Source organism: Pseudomonas sp. S12(2018) (genome assembly GCF_024355235.1).
GTDB lineage: Bacteria > Pseudomonadota > Gammaproteobacteria > Pseudomonadales > Pseudomonadaceae > Aquipseudomonas > Aquipseudomonas palmensis.
The window spans coordinates 25,581-48,835 of the sequence record NZ_QLAD01000001.1 but is presented as its reverse complement, the minus strand read 5'-3'; the positions used below and the strand labels follow the sequence as shown (position 1 = coordinate 48,835).

General features: G+C 63.4%; 19 protein-coding genes and 5 tRNA genes. 18 read left to right on the top strand and 6 right to left on the bottom strand.

Translation table 11 applies throughout. The features are described 5' to 3' along the window. Positions 1-11: 11 nt before the first annotated feature. The 5 genes from DN388_RS00240 (at position 12) to DN388_RS00220 (ending at position 4,198) form a co-directional block, all read left to right on the top strand. Positions 12-800 carry a TatD family hydrolase gene (locus tag DN388_RS00240; protein WP_054915805.1) on the top strand — a complete coding sequence of 263 codons (789 nt, stop codon included), beginning with the start codon at positions 12-14 and terminating at the stop codon, positions 798-800. A 433-nt stretch (positions 801-1,233) separates the two neighbouring features. After that, positions 1,234-1,872, top strand: coding sequence for a TetR/AcrR family transcriptional regulator (locus DN388_RS00235; RefSeq protein ID WP_054915804.1), 639 nt, complete (start codon positions 1,234-1,236; stop codon positions 1,870-1,872). Between the two features lie 105 nt (positions 1,873-1,977). After that, positions 1,978-2,946, top strand: coding sequence for a GTP 3',8-cyclase MoaA (locus DN388_RS00230; protein WP_043862869.1), 969 nt, complete (start codon positions 1,978-1,980; stop codon positions 2,944-2,946). 78 nt (positions 2,947-3,024) lie between these two features. Continuing rightward, positions 3,025-3,627: a DUF4823 domain-containing protein gene (locus DN388_RS00225; RefSeq protein WP_043862868.1), complete on the top strand. Its 603-nt coding sequence runs from the start codon at positions 3,025-3,027 to the stop codon at positions 3,625-3,627. A 10-nt stretch (positions 3,628-3,637) separates the two neighbouring features. Next, on the top strand, positions 3,638-4,198 hold the full coding sequence (locus DN388_RS00220; protein ID WP_043862867.1) for a DUF1285 domain-containing protein: 561 nt from the start codon (positions 3,638-3,640) through the stop codon (positions 4,196-4,198). A gap of 125 nt (positions 4,199-4,323) precedes the next feature. Here DN388_RS00220 and DN388_RS00215 read toward each other — a convergent pair. Next, positions 4,324-4,399 (bottom strand) — tRNA-Asn (locus DN388_RS00215). A gap of 61 nt (positions 4,400-4,460) precedes the next feature. After that, positions 4,461-5,657, bottom strand: coding sequence for an amino acid aminotransferase (locus DN388_RS00210; RefSeq protein WP_078479732.1), 1,197 nt, complete (start codon positions 5,655-5,657; stop codon positions 4,461-4,463). Positions 5,658-5,951: 294 nt separating this feature from the next. Between DN388_RS00210 and uvrB the strand changes: the two genes are divergently transcribed. Beyond that, positions 5,952-7,967, top strand: coding sequence for an excinuclease ABC subunit UvrB (gene uvrB, locus DN388_RS00205; RefSeq protein ID WP_043862865.1), 2,016 nt, complete (start codon positions 5,952-5,954; stop codon positions 7,965-7,967). A gap of 103 nt (positions 7,968-8,070) precedes the next feature. Here uvrB and DN388_RS00200 read toward each other — a convergent pair whose 3' ends face one another. Both DN388_RS00200 and DN388_RS00195 read right to left on the bottom strand, forming a co-directional pair. Further along, positions 8,071-9,561 (bottom strand): MDR family MFS transporter, encoded by a 1,491-nt coding sequence (locus DN388_RS00200; RefSeq protein WP_173925078.1) that lies wholly within the window; start codon positions 9,559-9,561, stop codon positions 8,071-8,073. Between the two features lie 49 nt (positions 9,562-9,610). Further along, positions 9,611-10,651: an HlyD family secretion protein gene (locus DN388_RS00195; RefSeq protein WP_043862863.1), complete on the bottom strand. Its 1,041-nt coding sequence runs from the start codon at positions 10,649-10,651 to the stop codon at positions 9,611-9,613. 143 nt (positions 10,652-10,794) lie between these two features. On the opposite strand from DN388_RS00195, the gene gltX reads away from it, so the two are divergent. From gltX to DN388_RS00145, 10 genes are all read left to right on the top strand, one after another. Beyond that, positions 10,795-12,276, top strand: a complete 1,482-nt coding sequence (gene gltX, locus DN388_RS00190) for a glutamate--tRNA ligase (RefSeq protein ID WP_043862862.1) — start codon at positions 10,795-10,797, stop codon at positions 12,274-12,276. Positions 12,277-12,573: 297 nt separating this feature from the next. Next, positions 12,574-12,649, top strand: a tRNA-Ala gene (locus tag DN388_RS00185). 78 nt (positions 12,650-12,727) lie between these two features. Further along, positions 12,728-12,803: transfer RNA gene (locus tag DN388_RS00180), tRNA-Glu, on the top strand. A gap of 53 nt (positions 12,804-12,856) precedes the next feature. Further along, positions 12,857-12,932: transfer RNA gene (locus DN388_RS00175), tRNA-Ala, on the top strand. Between the two features lie 44 nt (positions 12,933-12,976). Next, positions 12,977-13,052 (top strand) — tRNA-Glu (locus tag DN388_RS00170). Positions 13,053-13,213: 161 nt separating this feature from the next. Then, entirely contained in the window at positions 13,214-13,753 is a 540-nt protein-coding gene (locus DN388_RS00165) for a TetR/AcrR family transcriptional regulator (protein ID WP_078479730.1), read from the top strand. A 14-nt stretch (positions 13,754-13,767) separates the two neighbouring features. Next, positions 13,768-14,601: an alpha/beta fold hydrolase gene (locus tag DN388_RS00160; protein ID WP_254996273.1), complete on the top strand. Its 834-nt coding sequence runs from the start codon at positions 13,768-13,770 to the stop codon at positions 14,599-14,601. Positions 14,602-14,645: 44 nt separating this feature from the next. Next, positions 14,646-15,083 carry a thioesterase family protein gene (locus DN388_RS00155; protein WP_043862859.1) on the top strand — a complete coding sequence of 146 codons (438 nt, stop codon included), beginning with the start codon at positions 14,646-14,648 and terminating at the stop codon, positions 15,081-15,083. Positions 15,084-15,132: 49 nt separating this feature from the next. Next, positions 15,133-16,092, top strand: coding sequence for a tRNA-dihydrouridine synthase (locus tag DN388_RS00150; protein ID WP_123752729.1), 960 nt, complete (start codon positions 15,133-15,135; stop codon positions 16,090-16,092). A gap of 115 nt (positions 16,093-16,207) precedes the next feature. Further along, on the top strand, positions 16,208-16,651 hold the full coding sequence (locus tag DN388_RS00145; protein WP_043862857.1) for an Hsp20 family protein: 444 nt from the start codon (positions 16,208-16,210) through the stop codon (positions 16,649-16,651). Positions 16,652-16,761: 110 nt separating this feature from the next. Here DN388_RS00145 and DN388_RS00140 read toward each other — a convergent pair whose 3' ends face one another. Both DN388_RS00140 and DN388_RS00135 read right to left on the bottom strand, forming a co-directional pair. Further along, positions 16,762-20,058, bottom strand: a complete 3,297-nt coding sequence (locus tag DN388_RS00140; protein WP_054916654.1) for a PAS domain S-box protein — start codon at positions 20,056-20,058, stop codon at positions 16,762-16,764. Positions 20,059-20,121: 63 nt separating this feature from the next. Beyond that, entirely contained in the window at positions 20,122-21,000 is an 879-nt protein-coding gene (locus tag DN388_RS00135; RefSeq protein ID WP_043862855.1) for a LysR family transcriptional regulator, read from the bottom strand. A gap of 142 nt (positions 21,001-21,142) precedes the next feature. Here DN388_RS00135 and leuC point away from each other — a divergent pair, with 142 nt between their 5' ends. Beyond that, complete coding sequence (gene leuC / locus DN388_RS00130) at positions 21,143-22,576, top strand: 3-isopropylmalate dehydratase large subunit (RefSeq protein WP_043862854.1); 1,434 nt, start codon at positions 21,143-21,145, stop codon at positions 22,574-22,576. Further along, the gene (leuD, locus tag DN388_RS00125; RefSeq protein ID WP_043862853.1) at positions 22,573-23,217 is read left to right on the top strand and encodes a 3-isopropylmalate dehydratase small subunit; all 645 of its coding nucleotides are present in this window, start codon (positions 22,573-22,575) and stop codon (positions 23,215-23,217) included. The genes leuC and leuD overlap by 4 nt, the downstream gene beginning before the upstream one ends. Positions 23,218-23,255: the final 38 nt, after the last annotated feature.

Sequence of the window (23,255 nt, the reverse complement as noted above, 5' to 3'; positions counted from 1 at the left end):
TCATTACGCCCATGCTTGTAGATTCCCATTGCCACCTCGACCGTCTCGACCTCGCCGCCCATGGTGGCTCCCTGGATGCCGCGCTGGATGCCGCGCGGGCACGGGGTGTCGGGCATTTCCTGTGCATCGGCGTAAGTGCCGACAATGCGGCCCAGGTCAGGGCGCTGGCAGCGCGCTACCCTGATGTGGACTGCTCGGTCGGCATCCACCCGCTGGACCTGGCGCCAGGCGAAGCGCCGGCGCTGGACTGGCTGCTCGGCGAACTGAACCACCCCGAGGTGGTGGCCATTGGTGAGACCGGGCTGGACTATCACTACGAGCCCGAGGCTGCACAGTTGCAACAGGCGTCGTTTCGCCTGCACCTGGAGGCGGCCAGGCTCACCGGCAAGCCGGTGGTCATCCACACCCGTGCGGCGCGCGCCGATACCCTGACCCTGCTGCGCGAGGCGGCATTGCCGCAGGCAGGCGTGCTGCACTGCTTCACCGAAGACTGGGAGATGGCCAAGGCAGCGCTGGACCTGGGGTATTACATTTCGTTGTCGGGGATTGTCACGTTCCGCAATGCCGACGCGTTGCGTGATGTGGCGCGGCAGGTGCCGGCAGATCGTTTGCTGGTAGAGACCGACTCACCGTACCTGGCGCCGATTCCGCACCGCGGCAAGCCGAACTTGCCGGAGTATGTGCGTGACGTGGCGGAGTTCATCGCGTTGGTGCGGGGGGAGCGTTACGAGCAGCTGGCGCAACAGACCACCGAGAACTTCAGGCGTCTGTTCCCCCTGGCACGGGTGCGGGTGGCCTGACCCCGCTGCGCGGGCGCCGTGGCGGTCGCGCGGGCAAAAAAAACCCGGGTTCTGGGGGGGAATCCGGGTTAAGACCATTAGGAGTAAAACAAAGGCGAGCGGTCCGTGTTCACCCTTATCGGCGCGTCACTTGGGGGGATGCGTCGCGCCAACACCTCAAGTATTGGTCAGGTTCGCCGCGATTCCACCAAGGGTTGATCGTTTTTTAAACAGATTTGGAATACGTGCGGCCCTGCTGAGCACGCATTGCTCTGCCGTGCGCCTGACCGCCTGGATTGCACGTCTGGGGCAGGGGAAGGGGAGGTCCGCTTCGGGCAACCGGGTCGCCGGCCTGTTCAAACTCATCAAGAAACATAGGCATGCGCGGATGATCCGTGCATTTTTGCGCAAGTTAGGCATAATAACGGGCTTCGATTTTGATCCAGTCCTTCTTATGCAGAAAGAACCTCGTAAGGTCCGTGAGTTTCGTCGCCGAGAGCAAGAGATTCTCGATACCGCGCTCAAGCTGTTTCTCGAACAGGGTGAAGACAGTGTCACCGTCGAGATGATCGCTGACGCCGTGGGTATCGGCAAAGGCACGATCTACAAGCACTTCAAGTCCAAGGCGGAGATCTACCTGCGCCTGATGCTCGACTACGAGCGCGATTTGAACGAACTGCTGCACTCTGCCGATGTGGATCGCGACAAGGAGGCCCTGTCGCGTGCCTACTTCGAATTCCGCATGCGCGACCCGCAGCGCTACCGCCTGTTCGACCGCCTCGAAGAGAAGGTGGTCAAAGGCAACCAGGTGCCGGAAATGGTCGAGGAGCTGCACAAGATCCGTGCCTCCAACTTCGAGCGCCTGACCCTGCTGATCAAGGGTCGCATCACCGAGGGCAAGCTCGAGGACGTGCCGCCGTATTTCCACTACTGCGCAGCCTGGGCCCTGGTGCATGGCGCGGTGGCACTGTATCACTCGCCGTTCTGGAGCAATGTGCTGGAGGACCAGGAAGGTTTCTTCCAGTTCCTCATGGACATTGGCGTGCGCATGGGCAACAAGCGCAAGCGCGACCCGGAGCCATCTGGCAGCTGAATGCTCGCTGGCGCCGTGCAGGCATATACTCAGGTAAGAGGCTTGCAAAAAACTGATTTCTGAGTCAGGTTTTGCAGGCCCGATTCACACTTGCCGGAGTGCTCCATGATCGTCGACCGTCAAGGCAGACGTTTTCGCAACCTGCGCGTCAGTCTCACCGCGGCGTGCAACTATGCCTGCACCTATTGCGTGCCGGACGGCAAGCGTCTGGTCGCAGCGCAGGATGAGCTCTCGGCCCAGGCCATGGTGCGTGGGGTGGCCTGGCTGATCGAAGCTGCCGGTATCGAGCGCCTGCGTATCACTGGTGGCGAACCCCTGGTCAGTCCCAAGCTCGAAGCCTTCCTGGCTGGCGTGTCGGTGCTCGGCCTCGATGACATCGCCCTGACCACCAATGGCCAGTTGCTCGCGCGCAAGCTGCCATTGCTGCTGGATGCCGGCATCCGGCGCCTGAATGTCTCCCTTGATACCCTCGACGCCGATGCCTTCCGCGGGATCTCCCGTGGCGGGGATCTGGCCAGCGTGCTCGATGGCATGCACAAGGCCAGCGACGCCGGCATGAAGATCAAGGTGAACATGGTGCCACTGCGCGGGCGCAACCTCGATCAGGTGCTGCCGCTGCTCGACTACTGCCTGGCCCGTGGCTATGAACTGCGCTTTATCGAACTGATGCGCATGGGGCACCTGGCCAGTGACCACAACGCTTTCCTGCAGCAGTTCGTGAGCCTGGAGCAGTTGCTGCAACTGATCGGCGAGCATCACGAGTACGCCCAGGCCGATGCGCCAGTGGACGCCACTGCATTGCGCTACCGGGTGCCGGGGCAAGGCCACTTCGGCGTGATCGCCAACGAAAGCGTGCCGTTCTGCCGAACCTGCTCGCGTCTGCGTCTGTCTTCTACCGGGTGGCTGCATGGCTGCCTGTCGTCGAGCAACCGGCATTTCATCGGTGACCTGCTCGACAAGCCGCGCCACCAGGCGTTGCCGGCCTTGCAGGGCATGTTGATGAAGGCCCTGGGCGACAAGCAGGCCGTGGCATTTTCAGGCGGTGCCACGGTGATGAAGATCATCGGCGGTTGAGCCATACCCTCCAGCTGGCGCAAAACCTGCATCTGGCGGCTGTTCGCCGGTTTTCCGTCACCGGCTTCTGGAGGAAAGATGCGTAGCCTGGTTCTGCTGCTGGCGCTGATGGCGCTGGGTGGCTGCATGAATGTGAGCGATATGGGCGAAGGTGTGCGCTACCACATGAGCGACGCCGGCCTGCTCGACCATAGCGAAACCCGCCGTTCGTTGTCGGTGCGCCTGCAGCCCGACTCGTTCGTCTTCATCGGTCAGGGCGTGTTCGTGCCGCCGGGCAATGCCTATCCGCGGCCCAACGTGGTGGCCGAGGAAGCCTTCAAGGCCTTTGTCGAGTACTTCCCGCTGGTGCGACGTGCCGAGGGTCCGCTGGGGCTGGAGGATGCCTTGTCCCAGGCGCGCGACGTGGGCGCGCATTACCTGCTGTATGCGCGTTTTGCCAAGGCCGACAACCGTATCGGCAATGGTGACGAGTGGTACGACGAGCAGGCGGTGGACCGCCTGGGTGTCGACACCGGAAGAATTCAGCTGATGCTGATCGAAACCAGTACCCGCTATCTGATCGATACCGTGAGCATCCGCAGCCGTGGCGGTTTGCTGACGTTCCACGACAATCAGCCGCAGGATTTGATTGCGGCACCGCTTGAGGATTACGCTCGCAGTTTGTTGGGCATGAGCCGCTGAGGAGCAGATGATGGTGGATACCGGCAAGGCCAATGACCTGTTGGCGCAACTCCCGAAGGTCGGCAAAGGTCCGGCGCCGGTCCACCTGTGGAATCCGGACTTCTGCGGCGACATCGACATGCGAATCGCCCGCGACGGCACCTGGTACTACCTGGGCACCCCGATTGGTCGCAAGCCGATGGTGCGTCTGTTCTCCACCATCATCCGTCGCGACGGGGATGACTACTTCCTGGTCACGCCTGTGGAAAAGGTCGGAATCCAGGTCGATGATGCGCCGTTCGTGGCGGTGCTCATGGACGTGCAGGGCAGTGGTGAGCAGCAGGTGCTGCGCTTCACCAGCAATGTGGAGGATGTGGTCGAGGCCGGGCCCGAGCACCCGCTGCGTTTCGTGATCGACCCGCTGACACAGGAGCCTTCGCCTTACGTGCACATGCGCAACAACCTCGAGGCGCTGATCCATCGCAGCGTGTTTTACCAGTTGGTAGAGCTGGCTGTAACGCGCGACATCGATGGGCAGCCATGGCTGGGCGTATGGAGTGCGGGGCAGTTCTTTCCAATCGGGCAGCAATAGCCTGTCGCAGCCTGTATCGCCCCGGCAGTCCTGGCCCGGGCTGAAGACCAAAACGAAAAAACCCGCCAAAAGGCGGGTTTTTCGAGTATTTCAGAGGCTGTGCAAGCACGCTCTGAAACGATGTTTGGCTCCGCGACCAGGACTCGAACCTGGGACCCAATGATTAACAGTCATTTGCTCTACCGACTGAGCTATCGCGGAATCTGGGGCGTATCTTACTGATTGCTAAGGGGAAGTCAAGCTCCCCCTGAGCAATCAGGTGTTACAGGACCTCGACAATCGCCTTGGTCACCACGTGAATGTTGTTCTGGTTCAACGAGGCGACGCAGATACGACCGGTATCCAGAGCATAGATCGCATGCTCGTCCTTCAGGCGTGCCACCTGCTCGACGGTCAGGCCCGAGTAGGAGAACATGCCGCACTGGCGCCCGACGAAGCTGAAGTCCTGCTGTGCGCCGTACTGGGCCAGCAGCTCGACCATCTGCTTGCGCATGCCGTGGATGCGCTGGCGCATCTCGGCCAGTTCCGCTTCCCACATTGCGCGCAGCTCGGGGCTGTTGAGCACGGTGGCGACAATGGTGGCGCCGTGGGTCGGCGGGTTGGAGTAGTTGGTGCGGATCACGCGCTTGACCTGCGACAGCACGCGAGTGGCCTCTTCCTTGGACTCGGTGACGATCGACAGGGCGCCGACGCGCTCGCCGTACAGCGAAAACGACTTGGAGAACGAGCTGGAGACGAAGAAGTCCAGGCCCGATTCGGCGAACAGGCGCACGGCAGCGGCGTCTTCGGCGATGCCCTGGCCAAAGCCCTGGTAGGCCATGTCCAGGAACGGGATGTGACCCTTGGCCTTGACCACCTCGAGCACGTTGTTCCAGTCGGCCGGGGTCAGGTCGACGCCGGTCGGGTTGTGGCAGCAGGCGTGCAGTACCACGATCGAGCCGGCCGGCAGCGCGTTGAGGTCCTCGAGCATGCCGGCACGGTTGACGTCATGGGTGGCGGCGTCGTAGTAGCGGTAGTTCTTGACCGGGAAACCGGCGGTTTCGAACAGGGCGCGGTGGTTTTCCCAGCTCGGGTCGCTGATTGCGACAGTGGCATTGGGCGACAGCTGCTTGAGGAAGTCAGCGCCGATCTTCAAGGCGCCGGTACCACCGACGGACTGGGTGGTGACCACACGGCCGGCGGCCAGCAGGGGCGAATCGGCACCGAACAGCAGCTTCTGCACGGCCTGGTCGTAGGCCACGATGCCGTCGATCGGCAGGTAGCCGCGGGAGGCGTGCTGGGCGGCGCGTTGGGTTTCGGCTTCGATGACTGCACGCAGCAGTGGGATACGCCCTTCTTCGTTGCAGTAAACACCAACGCCCAGGTTCACCTTGTGGGTGCGGGTATCGGCATTGAACGCTTCGTTGAGGCCCAGGATAGGGTCGCGGGGTGCCAGCTCGACAGCGGAAAACAGGCTCATTTTTACCTTGGCTCTGAATGGAGAGTGATAGAGGTCGCACGCTCCAGCCGAATGCACTGAAGCGGTGCACAAACGGGGAGTCAGTATAGTGATACCCATCGGTCACGGCGACAGTCTGTCGCAGCTTTTACTGCTGTTTTCGCGAATATTTTTCGACCGTCAGTCGCTTGCGCCGGTCAATACTGTGAAACAGGCCGTGGTTTGCCTTGAAACTGGCGCCGGGCACCACCAATTGGGTATAAGTACTGTCTATAAATACAGTTGCCTGTATCCGTTCATTTCCAGGGGTTCACCATGTCCGAGTTTCAACTCGTCACCCGTTTCCAGCCGGCGGGTGATCAGCCCGAAGCCATTCGCCTGATGGTCGAGGGGATCGAGGCCGGGCTGGCGCACCAGACCCTGCTCGGGGTGACGGGTTCGGGCAAGACCTTCAGCATCGCCAACGTGATTGCCCAGGTGCAGCGCCCGACCCTGGTACTGGCGCCGAACAAGACCCTGGCCGCCCAGTTGTATGGCGAGTTCAAGTCATTCTTCCCGAACAACGCGGTGGAGTATTTCGTTTCCTACTACGACTACTACCAGCCCGAAGCCTACGTGCCGTCCTCCGACACCTTCATCGAGAAGGACGCCTCGATCAACGACCATATCGAGCAGATGCGCCTGTCGGCGACCAAGGCGCTGCTGGAGCGGCGTGACGCGATTATCGTCACCACGGTGTCGTGCATATATGGTCTGGGCAGCCCGGAAACCTACCTGAAGATGGTGCTGCACGTGGACCGTGGCGACAAGCTCGACCAGCGGGCCTTGCTGCGCCGTCTGGCCGACCTGCAGTACACCCGCAACGACATGGACTTTGCCCGCGCCACCTTCCGTGTGCGCGGCGACGTGATCGACATCTTCCCGGCCGAATCGGACCTGGAGGCCATCCGCATCGAGCTGTTCGATGACGAGGTGGAGAACATCGCGGCCTTCGACCCGCTGACCGGCGAGGTGATCCGCAAGCTGCCGCGCTTCACCTTCTACCCCAAGAGCCACTACGTGACCCCGCGCGAAACCCTGCTGGAGGCCATGGACGGGATCAAGGCGGAGCTCAAGGAACGCCTGGAGTACCTGCACAAGCACAACAAGCTGGTCGAGGCCCAGCGCCTGGAGCAGCGCACCCGGTTCGACCTGGAGATGATCCTGGAGCTGGGCTACTGCAACGGCATCGAAAACTACTCGCGCTACCTGTCCGGGCGTCCGGCCGGCGCGCCGCCGCCGACCCTGTACGACTACCTGCCGCCGGATGCGTTGCTGGTGATCGACGAATCCCACGTCAGCGTTCCGCAGGTGGGGGCCATGTACAAGGGGGACCGCTCGCGCAAGGAAACCCTGGTGGAGTACGGCTTTCGCCTGCCTTCGGCGTTGGACAACCGGCCCATGCGCTTTGACGAATGGGAGTCGGTCAGCCCGCAGACCATCTTCGTCTCGGCCACGCCGGGCAACTACGAGGCCGAGCATGCCGGCCGTGTGGTGGAGCAGGTGGTGCGCCCGACCGGTCTGGTCGACCCCCAGGTGGAGGTGCGTCCGGCCACGACCCAGGTGGATGACCTGCTGTCGGAGATTCGCAAGCGTGTGGCGGTGGAGGAGCGGGTGCTGGTCACTACCCTGACCAAGCGCATGGCCGAAGACCTCAGCGACTACCTGGCCGATCACGATGTGCGGGTGCGCTACCTGCACTCGGACATCGATACCGTTGAGCGAGTCGAGATCATCCGCGACCTGCGCCTGGGCACCTTCGATGTGCTGGTGGGTATCAACCTGCTGCGCGAGGGCCTGGACATGCCCGAGGTCTCGCTGGTGGCGATTCTGGATGCGGACAAGGAGGGCTTCCTGCGTTCGGAGCGCTCGCTGATCCAGACCATCGGGCGCGCGGCGCGCAACCTCAACGGCCGCGCGATCCTGTACGCCGACAACATGACTGGCTCGATGGAGCGGGCGATCGGCGAAACCGAGCGTCGCCGCGACAAGCAGATGGCCTTCAACGAGGCCAACGGCATCGTGCCCAAGGGCGTGGTCAAGGACATCACCGACATCATGGAAGGCGCCAACGTGCCCGGCTCGCGCAGCAAGAAGCGCAAGGGCATGGCCAAGGCCGCCGAGGAGCGCGAGCGTTACGAGGCCGAGTTGCGTTCGCCTGGCGAGATCGCCAAGCGCATCAAGGCGCTGGAAGAGAAGATGTACCAGCTGGCGCGGGACCTGGAGTTCGAGGCTGCAGCGCAGATGCGCGACGAGATCGCGCAGTTGCGTGAGCGATTGCTCACGGTCTGACGGGCCTTTCGCGGGTCAAGCCCGCTCCCACAGGATCACATTGACGCCAAGGGCAATGGAGTACCTGCTGGAGCGGGCTTGCCAGCGAAGACTTCAACGCGGTCTAGTGCGCCTCGCCCGCCTTCAACCCCTGCGGCAGCTTCTTCGTCAACAGCACCGCCACCATGCTGATTGCCAGCCCGATGCCGACAAAATGGAAGGCGTCGTTGTACGCCATGATCATCGCCTGCTGATGGGTGATCTCGCTCAGCCTGGCCAGTGCTGCCCCTTCGCTGCCCAGCTTCTCGGTCAGCAAGGTCAGCCGCTCGGCCACTGCGGCATTGGTCGGTACCACCGCCTCGCGCAGGTAGTCGAAATACACCTTGGTGCGCGCATCCAGCAGCGTGGCCAGCAGCGCAATGCCGATGGCCCCGCCCAGGTTGCGCAGGATGTTGAACAGGCTCGACGCCGAGCCTGCGTCCTGCGGCTGGATATAGGCCGTGGCAATCAGCGAGATGGTCACCATGATCATCGGCTGCCCCAGCGCACGGATGATCTGGATATGGTTGAACTGGGTGCCGGCAAAGTCCGGGTTCAATACCCCCGAGCTGAAACTCGCCAGCCCGAACAGCCCGAAGCCGATGGTGCAGAGGATCTTCGGCGAAATCACCTTCATCAGTTGCGGGACCAGCGGGATCAGGAACAGCTGCGGCACCCCCATCCACATGATCACTTCGCCGATCTGCAGGGCGTTGTAGTTCTGGATCTGCGCCAGGTACAGCGGCAGCAGGTAGATCGAACCGTACAACCCCACGCCCATGCCCAGGCTGGCAATGCTCGACAACCCGAAATTGCGGTTCTGTAGGATGCGCAGGTTGATCAGCGGGTTGGGTTTCGAGAACTGCACGATCACGAAGGTAATGAGGCTGACCAGGGCAATGCTGCCCAGGGTGACGATCAGCCCCGACTCGAGCCAGTCCTTGCGATGCCCCTCCTCAAGAAACACCTGCAGGCAGCCAAGCCCGACGCCCAGCGTCAGGATGCCGGTGTAATCGGTGCTTTTGAGCAGCTCCCAGTGTGCTTCCTTCTTCTCCAGGCCGTACAGCAAGCCGCCGATCATGATCAGGCCGGGCGGGATGTTGATGTAGAAGATGTATTCCCAGCCCCAGTTCTCGGTCAGCCAGCCGCCCAGGGTAGGGCCGATGGACGGGGCGAAGGTGGCGGTCATGGCGAACATCGCCATGCCCTTGGCGCGGTGATGCTCGGGCAGCTTGATCAGGGTCAGGGTGAAGGCCAGCGGGATCAGCGCGCCGCCGGTAAAACCCTGCAGGGCGCGGAACACGATCATGCTTTCCAGGTTCCAGGCCATCGAGCACAGCAGCGACGACACCAGAAAACCCGCCGACACCCACACTGCCAGGCGCCGCGCCGACAGCAGCTGCACCAGCCAGGCGGTCAGCGGGATCATGATGATCTCGGCCACCAGGTAGGAGGTGGAGATCCACGAGCCTTCTTCCAGGGTCGCCGACAGGGCGCCCTGGATGTCCTTGAGCGACGAGTTGGTGATCTGGATGTCGAGCACTGCCATGAACGCGCCGAGCATCACGCTCATCACCGCGATCCAGTCGCGCCGGCTGGGTTCGCCGGCGGGACGGATCAGTTGATCACCGGCCATCGGTACGGATATCGACGGTGGCGGTCACCGACATGCCCGGGCGGATCTTGCCGTGCAACGGGTTGTCGGCGGCGAAGGTCAGCTTGACCGGGATGCGCTGCACGACCTTGGTGAAGTTGCCGGTGGCGTTGTCGGGTGGCAGCAGGCTGAACTGCGCGCCGGAAGCGGCGAACAGGCTGTCGACGCGGCCTTCGATCGGCGTGTCGGGGTAGCTGTCGAACACCAGCTCGGCACGCTGGCCGGGCTGCATCTTGCCGATCTGGGTTTCCTTGAAGTTGGCCTGCACCCAGATGTCCTGATCGGGCACGATCGACAGCAGGTAGGCGCCGGCCTGCACGTACTGGCCGTTGCGTGCCGCGCGCTGGCCGATCATGCCGCTGATCGGCGCGCGAATTTCACTGCGGCTCAGGTTCAGCTCGGCCTGGGCCAGGTCGGTGCGGGCGGTGGCGATCTGGGCGTCCAGGCGCTTGAGTTCGGCAGCCAGTGCGTTGACCTGCTGGCGTTGACCCTGCAGGTCGGCCTGGGCCTTGCTCACCTGGGAGCGTGCCACGTTGCTTTCGGCCGACAGGGTGGTCACCCGTTCTTCCGAGACAAAGCCTGGCTTGCGCAGCGCCTGTGCACGGTTGAGGTCCAGCTGGGTACGCCCAAGCGTGGCCTGGTTGGCCGACACCTGTGCCTGGCCGGCGGCGATCAGGCTCGCCTGCTGCGTCAGGCGGCTGTCGGCTTGCAGGCGCTCGGCCTCGCGGGTGGCCAGGGTGGCGCGGGCGCGCTCCACGGCAAACTGGAAGTCGTTGCCTTCCAGGCGCACCAGCAGGTCGCCCTTGGCCACATGCTGGTTGTCCTCGACCAGCACCTGCTCGATGCGCGCGCCCAACTGGCTGGAAACCCGGGTGATCTCGCCCTGCACGTAGGCGTTGTCGGTGCTCTCGTAGAAGCGCCCCTTGAAGTACCAGTGGGCCAGAAAGCCCAGGCCGATGAGCAGAACCAGGGTCAGGAAAATCAGCAGGCGACGCTTGAGTTGGGCAGGCATGGGTACGATCGTTCCAAAAATGTAAGCAAATTTAACAAGGTTTGCCTTGGCAAACACAAGCGCCGATCGTGCCCATTGCTGGAGCCGGGTGGCCCCGTGCTGTTAACATCCAGCCTTTGTTTCACCTCTTGTTCGAGACTCTCATGACCACCGTTCGCACGCGTATCGCGCCTTCGCCGACTGGCGATCCCCATGTCGGCACCGCCTACATCGCCCTGTTCAACTACTGCTTCGCCAAGCAGCACGGTGGCGAATTCATCCTGCGTATCGAAGATACCGATCAGCTGCGCTCCACCCGCGAGTCCGAGCAGCAGATCTTCGATGCCCTGCGCTGGCTGGGTATCGAATGGAGCGAAGGCCCGGATGTCGGCGGCCCGCACGGCCCGTACCGCCAGAGCGAACGCGGCGAGATCTACAAGCAGTACGCCCAGCAACTGGTCGATCTGGGCCATGCCTTCCCGTGCTTCTGCACTGCCGAAGAACTGGACCAGATGCGTGCCGAGCAGATGGCCCGCGGCGAAACCCCGCGCTATGACGGGCGCGCCTTGCTGCTCTCGCCTGAAGAAGTGCAGCGTCGCCTGGCCGCCGGCGAGCCCCATGTGATCCGCATGAAAGTTCCGACCGAAGGCGTGTGCGTGGTACCGGACATGCTGCGCGGCGACGTCGAGATTCCGTGGGACCGCATGGACATGCAGGTACTGATGAAGACCGATGGCCTGCCGACCTACTTCCTGGCCAACGTGGTCGATGACCACCTGATGGGCATCACCCACGTATTGCGTGGCGAAGAGTGGCTGCCTTCGGCGCCCAAGCTGATCAAGCTGTACGAGTACTTCGGCTGGGAGCAGCCAACCCTGTGCTACATGCCGCTGCTGCGCAACCCCGACAAGAGCAAGCTGTCCAAGCGCAAGAACCCGACCTCGGTGACCTTCTACGAGCGCATGGGCTTCATGCCCGAAGCCATGCTCAACTACCTGGGCCGCATGGGCTGGTCGATGCCGGACGAGCGCGAGAAGTTCTCGCTGGCCGAAATGGTCGAGCACTTCGACCTGTCGCGTGTGTCGCTGGGCGGCCCGATCTTCGACATCGAGAAGCTGTCGTGGCTCAACGGCCAGTGGCTGCGTGAGCTGCCTGTCGCAGAGTTTGCCGCGCGCGTGCAGAAATGGGCGTTCAACAGCGACTACATGATGAAGATCGCGCCGCACGTACAGGGCAGGGTAGAGACCTTCAGCCAGATTGCGCCGCTGGGTGGGTTCTTCTTCGAAGGTGCGCTCAAGCTCGACGCCAAGCTGTTCGAGCACAAGAAACTGTCGGCCGACCAGGTACGCCAGGTGATCCAGCTGATCCTGTGGAAGCTCGAGGGGCTGCGCCAGTGGGAGAAGGATCGCATCACCGGCTGCATCCAGGCGGTGGTCGAGGCGCTGGAGCTCAAGCTGCGTGACGCGATGCCGCTGATGTTCGCCGCGATTTCCGGCCAGGCCAGCTCGGTGTCGGTGCTCGATGCCATGGAGATCCTCGGGCCGGATCTGACCCGCTACCGCCTGCGCCAGGCGCTGGACCTGCTGGGTGGTGTGTCGAAGAAAGAAAACAAGGAATGGGAAAAGCTGTTGGGCACCATTGCCTGAGCATTTTTCCCGTAGGAGCCGGCCTTGCCGGCGAACAAAGCGCTGCGGTACCCGGTATTGCGCAGCGCCTGTTTCGCCGGCAAGGCCGGCTCCTGCAAGGGCGAGACCCCCGAGTTTGCGGGGGCTCTCCTGACCCAGGCCGGTAAGTGTTTGTTATCTCGGAAATTTCTTTTGGATTTTGTTGAAAATTTATTTGACAGGTCTTCAATCCGATCTTAATATGCGCCCCGTCCACAGCGATGAACGAAACGAAGCGCGAAGCACCCAGCCAAGCGATTCAGTTCAAAGCGACATTGTGGGGCTATAGCTCAGCTGGGAGAGCGCCTGCATGGCATGCAGGAGGTCAGCGGTTCGATCCCGCTTAGCTCCACCAAATTCCCTATCCGGAGTTGGTCATACAACTCAGGGTTCAACCGGGTTCCAGCAGCCGGGTTGTGTGGTAAGAAGGTTCGTCCCCTTCGTCTAGTGGCCTAGGACACCGCCCTTTCACGGCGGTAACAGGGGTTCGAGTCCCCTAGGGGACGCCAGTTTTACACAAGTGATGTTGCAAGACATCGCTGGGCCGCGAGGCTAGAAATCTGGGGCTATAGCTCAGCTGGGAGAGCGCCTGCATGGCATGCAGGAGGTCAGCGGTTCGATCCCGCTTAGCTCCACCAATTTTGCCAGGGTTCGTGAAAACGAGCCTGCACGAAGGTTACAAGTCCCCTTCGTCTAGTGGCCTAGGACACCGCCCTTTCACGGCGGTAACAGGGGTTCGAGTCCCCTAGGGGACGCCATTTTACCCGCTCTGCGGGATTTCAAGGCTCATTCGATTATTGAATGAGCCTTTTGTTTTTTCCCTCGAAAAAATCTCTTTCGCCCTTGGGCCGCAGGAGAAAGTGCTTGCCAATAAATATTATGAGCATAATATTATCTCCATAATATTTGGAGGCCTGCCATGCACGACAAAAAAGCCCAGACCCGCCAGCGCATTTTGGATGCGGCGCGCAGTGCGCTGATCCTTAATGGCCCGGCCGACCCCAGTGTGCAGCAGGTGATGGGCGCTGCGGGGCTCACCGTGGGTGGGTTCTATGCGCATTTCGAGAACAAGGATGCGCTGATGCTCGAAGCCTTTTGCCAGTTGCTTGGCGAGCGCCGGGCCTTGCTGGCACAGGTCGACGCGTCGCTGGACGGGGAGGCGCGTCGTGCCCTGGTGGCGGCCTTCTACCTGTCGCGCAAACACCGCGATGCCGTCGACAGCGGCTGCCCGCTGCCCAGCTCTCTGGGCGAGATCAATCAGTTGCCGGCGACCTTTCGCGCGGTGCTGACCGAGCATATCGAGTTGATGATGGCCAACCTGGCCGACACCCCCGAAGACGCCGACAAGGTGCTGGCCGACCTGGCCCTGATGGTCGGCGGCCTGGCCCTGGCGCGTGCGCTGGGTACCAGCGAATTGTCCGACCGTGTGTTGCGTGCCGCCAAGTCCGCGGTGATCTGATCTGGAGCGACGTGATGAACAGCCTGAGCTGGATTCGTGGTATCAACGCCACTGTTGGACGCCTGGCACCCAATCGGGTGGCCGGGCAGATGCGCCAGGCCTTCATGAGCCCGCGCACCTTGCCGCCACGCGACTGGGAACTGCCGCTGCTGGCGCGTGCCGAGCGCATTACCCTGCGCTTTGGCCTGAGTGCGCTGCGCTGGGGGCAAGGCCCCACGGTGCTGCTGATGCACGGCTGGGAGGGGCGCCCCACCCAGTTCGCCCATCTGATCGAGGCCCTGGTGGCCGCCGGCTATTGTGCGGTGGCGCTCGAAGGGCCGGCCCACGGCCGCTCGCGTGGAAACAAGGCCAACGTGGTGTCGTTCGCCCACGCCTTGCTCGAGGCGGCCGGCGAGCTGGGCCCATTGCACGGGGTGGTCGGCCATTCCATGGGCGGTGCCAGTACGCTGCTGGCCCTGCAGTGGGGGCTGCGTACCGAGGTGGCGGTGAGCATCGCCGCGCCGGCGCGCCTGCTCGAGGTGCTGCGCGGCATGGCGCGGCACCTGGGGTTGCCGGCGCGGGCGCGGGCAGCCTTCATTCGCCAGGTGGAACGAGAGGTCGGGGTGCCGATCTCGCGCCTGGACGTGGCCGTCTACCAGCTGGAACTGCCCGGTTTCATCGTGCATGCCGAGGACGACCCGCTGGTCGCCGTCAGCGAGGCGCGGCTGATTCATCAGGCGTGGTTCGACAGCCAGCTGCTGCTGTTGCCCCAGGGCGGGCATATGCGTGTGCTGTCCGACCCGCAACTGGTCGACGGCGTACTTGCGCTGCTGCAACGCAGTGCCCGGCCAGTGCGCCAATCGGCCTGAGCATCCGTTACACTCTGCCCGTTCACTACAGATCGGGAGCGGGCATGAGCTGGGATCGGGCAACGCCATTTACCATCGACCTGCAGGTCGGTGCCGAGGATATCGACGGCCTGGGGCACGCCAACAACGCGGTGTACGTCACCTGGCTCGAGCGCTGCGCCTGGCGTCATTCCCAGCGCCTGGGGCTGGACCTGGCCGAGTACCGGCGCCTGGACCGCGCCATGGCCGTGGTGCGTCACGAGATCGATTACCTGGCCAGCGCCTATGAGGACGACATCCTGCAGTTGGCCACCTGGATCGTCGACTGGGACCAGCGCCTGAAGATGACCCGTCACTTCCAGCTGGTGCGACCAAGCGATGGCACCACCTTGCTGCGGGCGCAGACCACCTTCGTGTGCATCGAGCTGTCCACCGGCAAGCCCAGGCGCATGCCGGCAGAATTCATCGAGGGCTACGGCGCCGCGATGGCCGGAGCCCGATAAGCCACGGTTTTTGCTAGACTGCCGGCCTTTTTCGCGCGAGACCCACGCCATGCAAATTGCCCTGGCCCCCATGGAGGGGCTGGTCGACAACATCCTTCGCGACGTACTGACCCAGGTGGGCGGCATCGACTGGTGTGTCACCGAGTTCATTCGCGTGTGCGACCGGTTGCTGCCGGCGCATGTGTACGAGAAGCTGGCCCCGGAGCTTGGCCGCGGTGCGCAAACCGCCGCCGGCGTGCCTTTGCGTGTGCAGTTGCTGGGCTCCGACCCGGCATGCCTGGCCGATAACGCGGTGCTGGCCTGCGAGCTGGGCGCCCCCGTCATCGACCTCAATTTCGGTTGCCCGGCCAAGACCGTGAACAAGTCCCGCGGCGGCGCGGTGCTGCTCAAGGAACCCGAGCTGCTGCATGCCATCCTGCGCGAAGTGCGCCGGGCGGTGCCTGCGCATATCCCGGTCACCGCCAAGATGCGCCTGGGCTTCGACAGCCCGGACGGTGCGCTGGACTGCGCCCGCGCCCTGGCCGAAGGCGGCGCCGACCAGTTGGTGGTGCACGCACGCACCAAGGTCGACGGCTACAAGCCGCCGGCGCACTGGGAGTACGTGGCGCGGGTGCAGGAGGTGGTGAAGGTGCCGGTGTTCGCCAACGGCGAGGTGTGGACGCTGGAAGACTGGCGCCGCTGCCGCGAGGTCAGCGGCGTGGAGGACATCATGCTCGGTCGCGGCCTGGTGTCGCGCCCGGACCTGGCCCGGCAGATTGCCGCCGAGCGCCAGGGCATCGCGTTCGTGCCGCTGGACTGGCAGGCACTGCAACCGCTGCTGCAGGACTTCTGGGTGCAGGCCCGGGAACAGATGACCGAGCGTCAGGCACCGGGGCGACTGAAGCAGTGGGTGGCGATGCTGACCCGTACCTACCCCGAAGCCACGGCACTGTTTACCGAACTGCGCCGCGAGACCGACTGTGATCGCGTGGCGCGGCTGCTGGGTATTCCGGTCAGCGAGGCGGCCTGAAAAAATTTTTGTGGTCGATGCTTGAAATGTTAGGGCGGGTCCTTATCTAGGGAGTACGCGATGCCGAAGTCGGGTCGCGCAATCACCAACTCGCTGATATTTCAGGAGATGTACCATGACTACCGCATTTTCTCTGGCTCCACTGTTCCGTCAATCCGTTGGCTTCGACCGTTTCAACGACCTGTTCGAATCCGCGGCACGTAGCGAGTCGGGTAGCACTTACCCACCCTACAATGTTGAAAAACATGGCGAAGACCACTACCGAATCGTCGTTGCTGCAGCTGGCTTCCAGGAAGAGGACCTCGACCTGCAAGTGGAAAAAGGCGTTCTGACCGTCAGTGGCGGCAAGCGTGACAGCAGTGGTGAAAGCGTCACCTACCTGCACCAGGGCATCGCCCAGCGGGCCTTCAAGTTGTCCTTCCGCCTGGCTGACCACATCGAAGTGAAGTCGGCGGGCCTGGCCAACGGTCTGCTCAGTGTCGATCTGCTGCGTGTTGTGCCTGAAGAAGCCAAGGCCAAGCGCATCCCGATCAACGGCGAGAAACCTGCGCTGAACTGAGTGCGGGCTGAGTGAAAGAGGGCACCTTCGGGTGCCCTTTTTTGTGCCCGGTTCGCGCGGCTCTTCACTGCAGGGGCCAGCCTTGCTGGCAACTGCCGTACTGCGGTGTGTCAGTAGTCCGCCGGTGCCTGCAGCAGCATCGCCCTGAACTCGTTCAGCGGCAATGGCCGGCTGTGCAGGTACCCCTGGTACAGATGGCACCCCAGCCGCTCCAGAAACTCCAGTTGCTCCGACAGCTCCACCCCTTCGGCAATCACTGCCAGGTCCAGGCTTCTGGCCATGGCCACGATGGCCTTGACGATCTCTGCATCATTGGGGTCCAGCGGTGCATCGCGCACGAATGACTGATCGATCTTCAGCGCATCCACCGGCAAGCGCTTGAGGTAGGTGAGCGACGAGTAGCCGGTGCCGAAGTCATCCATCGCAAAGCTCACCCCGAACGCCTTCAGCTCGCGCATCTTGCTGATGGTGTCCTCCAGGTTCTGGATCACGATGCCCTCGGTGATCTCCAGCTTGAGCATCTGGTAGGGCAGGCGGTAGTCGTCCAGGCTGCGCCGCACCCGCTCGACGAAATCGTTCTGGCGGAACTGGCGCGGGCTGATGTTCACGCACAGGCTGAAATCCATCGGATCGATCAGCCCGTCCTGCAGCATGCGCGAGCAGGCGTCACAGGCTTCGTCGAGTATCCAGCTGCCCACCTCCAGGATCAGCCCGCTTTCCTCCAGCACCTGGATGAACTGGCTGGGCGGCTGCTGGCCCAACAGCGGATGATGCCAGCGCAGCAGCACCTCGGCCCCGACGATGCGGTTGTCACGGGCATCCACTTGGGGCTGGAAGTGCAGCGCCAGTTCGCCCCTGGCCAGGGCCATGCGCAGGTCGCTCTCCATGCGCAGGCGTTCACTGGCGGCCTTCTGCATGGTGGTGTGGAACAGTTGCGTGGTGTTGCGACCCGAATCCTTGGCGCGGTACAGCGCAATGTCGGCGCGCTTGAGCAGGTCGGCCGGCGTGGTGCCGTGGTCGGGGATCAGCGCCACGCCGATGCTGGGGGTTACCTGCAGGCGCTGGCCGTCCAGCGACATCGGCTCGGCCAGCAGCTCGCGCAAGGTGTCGGCCAGTTGGCGAACCTTGTCGGTGACCTCTTCGCGGCTGCCTTCCAGGCCGCTCAGCAGCACCACGAACTCGTCACCCCCCAGGCGCGCCACGGTGTCCTCCAGGCGCACGCTGGCTTCAAGCCGGGCTGTGATGATCTTGAGCACCGTATCGCCCACCGGGTGGCCCAGCGAGTCGTTGATGTGCTTGAAGTGGTCGAGGTCGAGGAACAGCAGGGCGCCGCGCAGGTTCTGGCGTTTGAGCAGGGCGATCTGCTGGCTCAGGCGATCCATCAGCAGGGCGCGGTTGGGCAGGTTGGTCAGCGGGTCGTGGTAGGCCAGGTGACGGATCTGCGCCTGGGCATTCTTGAGCTGGCTGACGTCGCGGGCAGTCAGTAGCAGGCAGTCTGTCTCGTTGAGGGTGATCGGCTCCATCGACACCTCCACGGTGAGGATTTCGCCGCGTTTGTTGCGCCCCAGCATTTCGCGGTGGTGCACCCGCCCGCGCTCACGCATTTCACCGAATAGCAGGGTCTGCTGCTTGTCGTCGGCCCACAACCCGATCTGAGCCATGCTCTGGCCGATCACCTCGTCGGCGCTGTAGCCGGTGAGTCGGCAGAAGCCGTCGTTCACCTCCAGGTAGCGGCCACTGTCGCGCTCGGTGATGGTGATGGCGTCGGGGCTGGAGTGGAAGGCCTTGGCGAACTTCTCCTCACTGGCCTTGAGTGCGGCTTCGCCGCGTTGCTGCTGGGTGATGTCGCGCAGGGTGGTGACGCTGCAGGGCTGGTTGTCGACCTTGATCAGGCGGCTGGAAATCACACAGGTCAGGGGCTGGCCATCCTTGTGATTGACCACCACCGCGACATTGTTCAACGCCTGGTCGCGAATCACCTGCTCGATGCGTCGTGCGCGGGCGGCCGATTCGGCCCACAGCCCCAGTTGTTCGGCGGTACGACCCAGTACCTGGTCGGCGCACCAGCCGAAGGTCTGGGTGAACGCCTGGTTGATCTCGATGAACTGGCCGGTGTCCTGGCGGGTGACGCAGATGGGGTCGGGGCTGACCTGGAACAGGCTGGCGAACTTTTCCTCCGAGCTGGTCAGGCGCTGTTCGCGTTCAACCTGTTCGGTGATGTCCAGCAGGGTGCCGGCCATGCGCAGCGGGTTGCCCTGGTCGTCACGGTACAGCCGTGCGCGGCTCTCCAGGTAGCGTGAGGCGCCGTTTTCCAGCTGGATGCGGTAGGTGATCTGGTAGTTGCCCGCGGGGCCTTCGCGCAGGCTGCGATAGGCCTGGCGCATGCCGCTGCGCTCAAGCTCGGGCACGCCTTCGAAAAACGCCTCGAACGACTCGTGGAACGGCACCGGCGCCAGGCCGTGCAGTTGTGCCGCGCGGGCCGAGCCGTACAGCATGCCGCTGGGGATATGCCAGTCCCAGGTACCCAGCTGGGCAGAGTCCAGTGCCAGGTCCAGGCGCTCCTGGCTGTCCTTGAGGGCCTGTTCGGCACGCTTGCGCTCGCTGGTGTCGACGAAAGTACTGAGCAGGTAGGTGACACCTTCGAGTTCGATGGCCTGCGTGCTGAGGATGCCATCGTGGACCTGCCCGCTGCTGGCGCGAAACTGCACTTCCAGGGTCACCGGGCCGTTGTTGCCGCTGGTGGCCTCCAGCACCTGGTCACGCTGCCTGGGGTTGGCCCACAGGCCCAGTTCCAGCGTGGTACGCCCGATCACCTGGGCGCCGGGCCAGCCAAGAATGTTCTCGAAGTGCTGGTTGACCTCATGGATCAGTCCGTCGGCGCGCCGGGTCAGCAGCACCACGTTCGGGCTCAGGTGAAAAAGCGTGGCAAAGCGCTTTTCGGAGTTGATCAGTGCGGTTTCGCGTTCGCGCTGGCGGGTGATCTCGCGCACCACCCCGATCATCTGCAGGCGCCCGTCGCGGTTGGTGGCCAGGCTGCCGTTCACTTCCAGCCAGTGCAGGCTGCCGTCCGGCCAGCGGATGCGATGGCGCAGGGCCTGGTCCACCGGCTCGCCGTTGAGCACTGCGTGAAAGGCTTGGCGCATGCGCGCGCGGTCCTCTTCCGGCAGCAGGTCGAGGTAGTCGATGTCGTGGGTCAGCGGTTGATGCGGATCGAAGCCAAACAATGCCTGGGTGCCTCGTGACCAGTTGATGCGCCCGCTGCCCACATCCCACACCCAGGCGCCAAGGTGCGCACCATTGAGCGCCGCGAGCAACTGCGGCGCACTCTCCCAGGCCTGTTCCAGCTCCTGGGGGTCTGCTGCGTGGATACGGGGAAGGCGCGCAAAACGATTGGCTGACTTGGGCATCGGTACCAGACCTTTGGCGGGTGATACGTCCTTGGTGGCGGGCCGCCCCGGGGCAGGGGCGGGCTACGCCGGGCTTGCGTGACTGTCGAGCAGGGCCATGAAGGCTCTGGCCGCATTCGATAACGTTCGTTCCGTGTGCAGAATGTAGCCTAGCTGGCGCGACAGCTGTATGCCCGGCAAGTCGATGGATGCAACCTGCTCATCGAGCATTGTGCGCGGCAGCACACTCCAGGCCAGCCCGATCGACACCATCATCTTGATGGTTTCCAGGTAGTTGGTGCTCATGGCGATGTTGGGGACCAGGCCCTGGGCCTCGAACAGACGCTGCACAATATGGTGTGTGAAAGTGTTGCCGCCGGGGAACACGGCCGGGTGGTGGGCAATGTCCGCCAGGCCCACCGCGCCCTTGCAGGCCAGCGGGTGCTCGGGGGCAACCACGAAATCCAGCGGGTCGTCCCATACCGGCACCGCGCGCACCAGGCTGTGGGGCTCGGGGGCGAGGGTGATCACGGCGATTTCGGCGCGCCCGTGCAGAATTTCCTCGTAGGCCACTTCCGAGTCCAGAAACTGGATGTCCAGAGCCACCGCCGGGTACTGCCGGGTAAACGCCCGCAACAGCGGCGGCAGGCGGTGCAGACCGATGTGATGGCTGGTGGCCAGGGTCAGTCGACCGCTGACCTCGCCGGTGAGGTTGGTCAGGGCCCGCCGGGTGTCGTCCAGCACGTTGAGGATCTGGTAGGCACGCGGCAGCAGGGCACGGCCGGCTTCGGTCAGGCTCACCTCGCGGCCAAGGCGGTCGAACAGGCGCACATCCAGCTGCTGCTCCAGCCCGGCAATGCGCTTGCTGATGGCCGGCTGGGTCAGGTGCAGGCGCTCGCCGGCACCGGAAAAGCTCCCGGTTTCAGCGATGGCGATGAAGGCACTAAGGTTGGCCAGGTCCACGGAATGAGTTCCTCGGGTTTGGATTCCTGAAAGTTATCCAAAGCATAAAAAATATGAATTTGAGTTATTCAATCTAACCCCATAGCATCGTCCGTACAAGCCAAGGGGTTATTGGCATAGAAAGACTGATGAGGAAAGTCTGATGGCTGGCAAAACGCTCTACGACAAGCTCTGGGATTCGCACTTGGTCAAGCAGCGCGACGACGGTTCGGCGCTGATCTATATCGACCGTCACATCATTCACGAAGTGACGTCGCCGCAGGCCTTCGAGGGGCTGCGCCTGGCCAACCGCAAACCCTGGCGCATCGATGCCAACATCGCCACCCCCGACCACAACGTGCCCACCACGCCAGAGCGCAAGGGCGGCATCGAGGCCATCGCCGACCAGGTGTCGCGCCTGCAGGTGCAGACCCTCGACGAAAACTGTGACGAGTACGGCATCACCGAATTCAAGATGAACGATGTGCGCCAGGGCATCGTCCACGTCATCGGCCCGGAGCAGGGTGCCACCTTGCCCGGCATGACCGTGGTCTGCGGCGACTCGCATACCTCCACCCACGGCGCGTTCGGCGCCCTGGCCCACGGCATCGGCACCTCCGAGGTCGAGCACGTGCTCGCTACCCAGTGCCTGGTGGCCAAGAAGATGAAGAACATGCTGGTGCGCGTCGAAGGGCAATTGCCGTTCGGCGTCACTGCCAAGGACATCGTGCTGGCCGTGATCGGCAAGATCGGGACCGCCGGCGGCAACGGGCATGCCATCGAGTTTGCCGGCAGCGCCATTCGCGAGTTGTCGGTCGAAGGCCGCATGACCATCTGCAACATGTCCATCGAGGCCGGTGCGCGGGTGGGCCTGGTGGCCACCGACGAGAAGACCGTTGCCTACGTCAAGGGTCGTCCGTATGCGCCCAAGGGCGAGCAGTGGGACCTGGCCGTCGAAGCCTGGAAAGACCTGGTGTCCGACAGCGACGCGGTGTTCGACACCGTGGTCGAGCTGGACGCGGCGCAGATCAAACCGCAGGTCAGCTGGGGCACCTCGCCCGAGATGGTGCTGGCGGTCGACCAGCGCGTGCCGGACCCGGCGGCCGAGGCCGACCTGGTCAAGCGCGGTTCCATCGAACGCGCCCTCAAGTACATGGGCCTGAACGCCAACCAGGCGATCACCGACATTCAGCTCGACCGCGTGTTCATCGGTTCGTGCACCAACTCGCGCATCGAAGACCTGCGCGCCGCGGCCGTGATCGCCAAGGGTCGCAAGGTGGCCTCGACCATCAAGCAGGCCATCGTGGTGCCGGGCTCGGGCCTGGTCAAGGCGCAGGCCGAGCAGGAAGGCCTGGACAAGATCTTCCTCGAGGCCGGTTTCGAATGGCGTGAGCCGGGCTGCTCGATGTGCCTGGCGATGAACCCGGACCGCCTCGAAAGTGGCGAGCATTGCGCCTCCACCTCCAACCGCAACTTCGAGGGGCGCCAGGGCGCCGGTGGGCGTACCCACCTGGTGAGCCCGGCAATGGCGGCGGCTGCCGCAGTAACCGGTCGTTTTGTCGATGTACGCGAGTTGATCCAAGGGAGCGCAGCATGAAAGCCTTTACCCAGCACACCGGCCTGGTCGCCCCGTTGGACCGTGCCAACGTCGACACCGACCAGATCATCCCCAAGCAGTTCTTGAAGTCGATCAAGCGCACCGGGTTCGGCCCGAACCTGTTCGACGAATGGCGTTACCTGGACGTGGGTCAGCCCTACCAGGACAACAGCAAGCGCCCGCTGAACCAGGATTTCGTGCTCAACCATGCGCGTTACCAGGGGGCCAGCGTGTTGCTGGCGCGGGAGAACTTCGGTTGCGGTTCGAGCCGCGAGCATGCGCCTTGGGCGCTGGAAGAGTACGGCTTTCGCAGCATCATTGCTCCCAGCTACGCCGACATCTTCTTCAACAACAGCTTCAAGAACGGCTTGCTGCCGATCATCCTCGGCGACGAGGAAGTCGACGAGCTGTTCAAGCAGGTTGAGGCGGACCCGGGCTACCAGCTGACCATCGACCTGCAGGCGCAGACCGTGACGCGGCCGGACGGCAAGGTGCTCCACTTCGAGATCGACGCGTTCCGCAAGCATTGCCTGCTCAACGGCCTGGATGACATCGGCCTGACCTTGCAGGATGGCGATGCGATTGCAGCGTTTGAAGCCCGGCACCGTGCTAGCCAGCCCTGGTTGTTTCGCGACGCCTGAATGATGCAGTGATGTGCCGGCCAAGCCGCCCCAGGAGA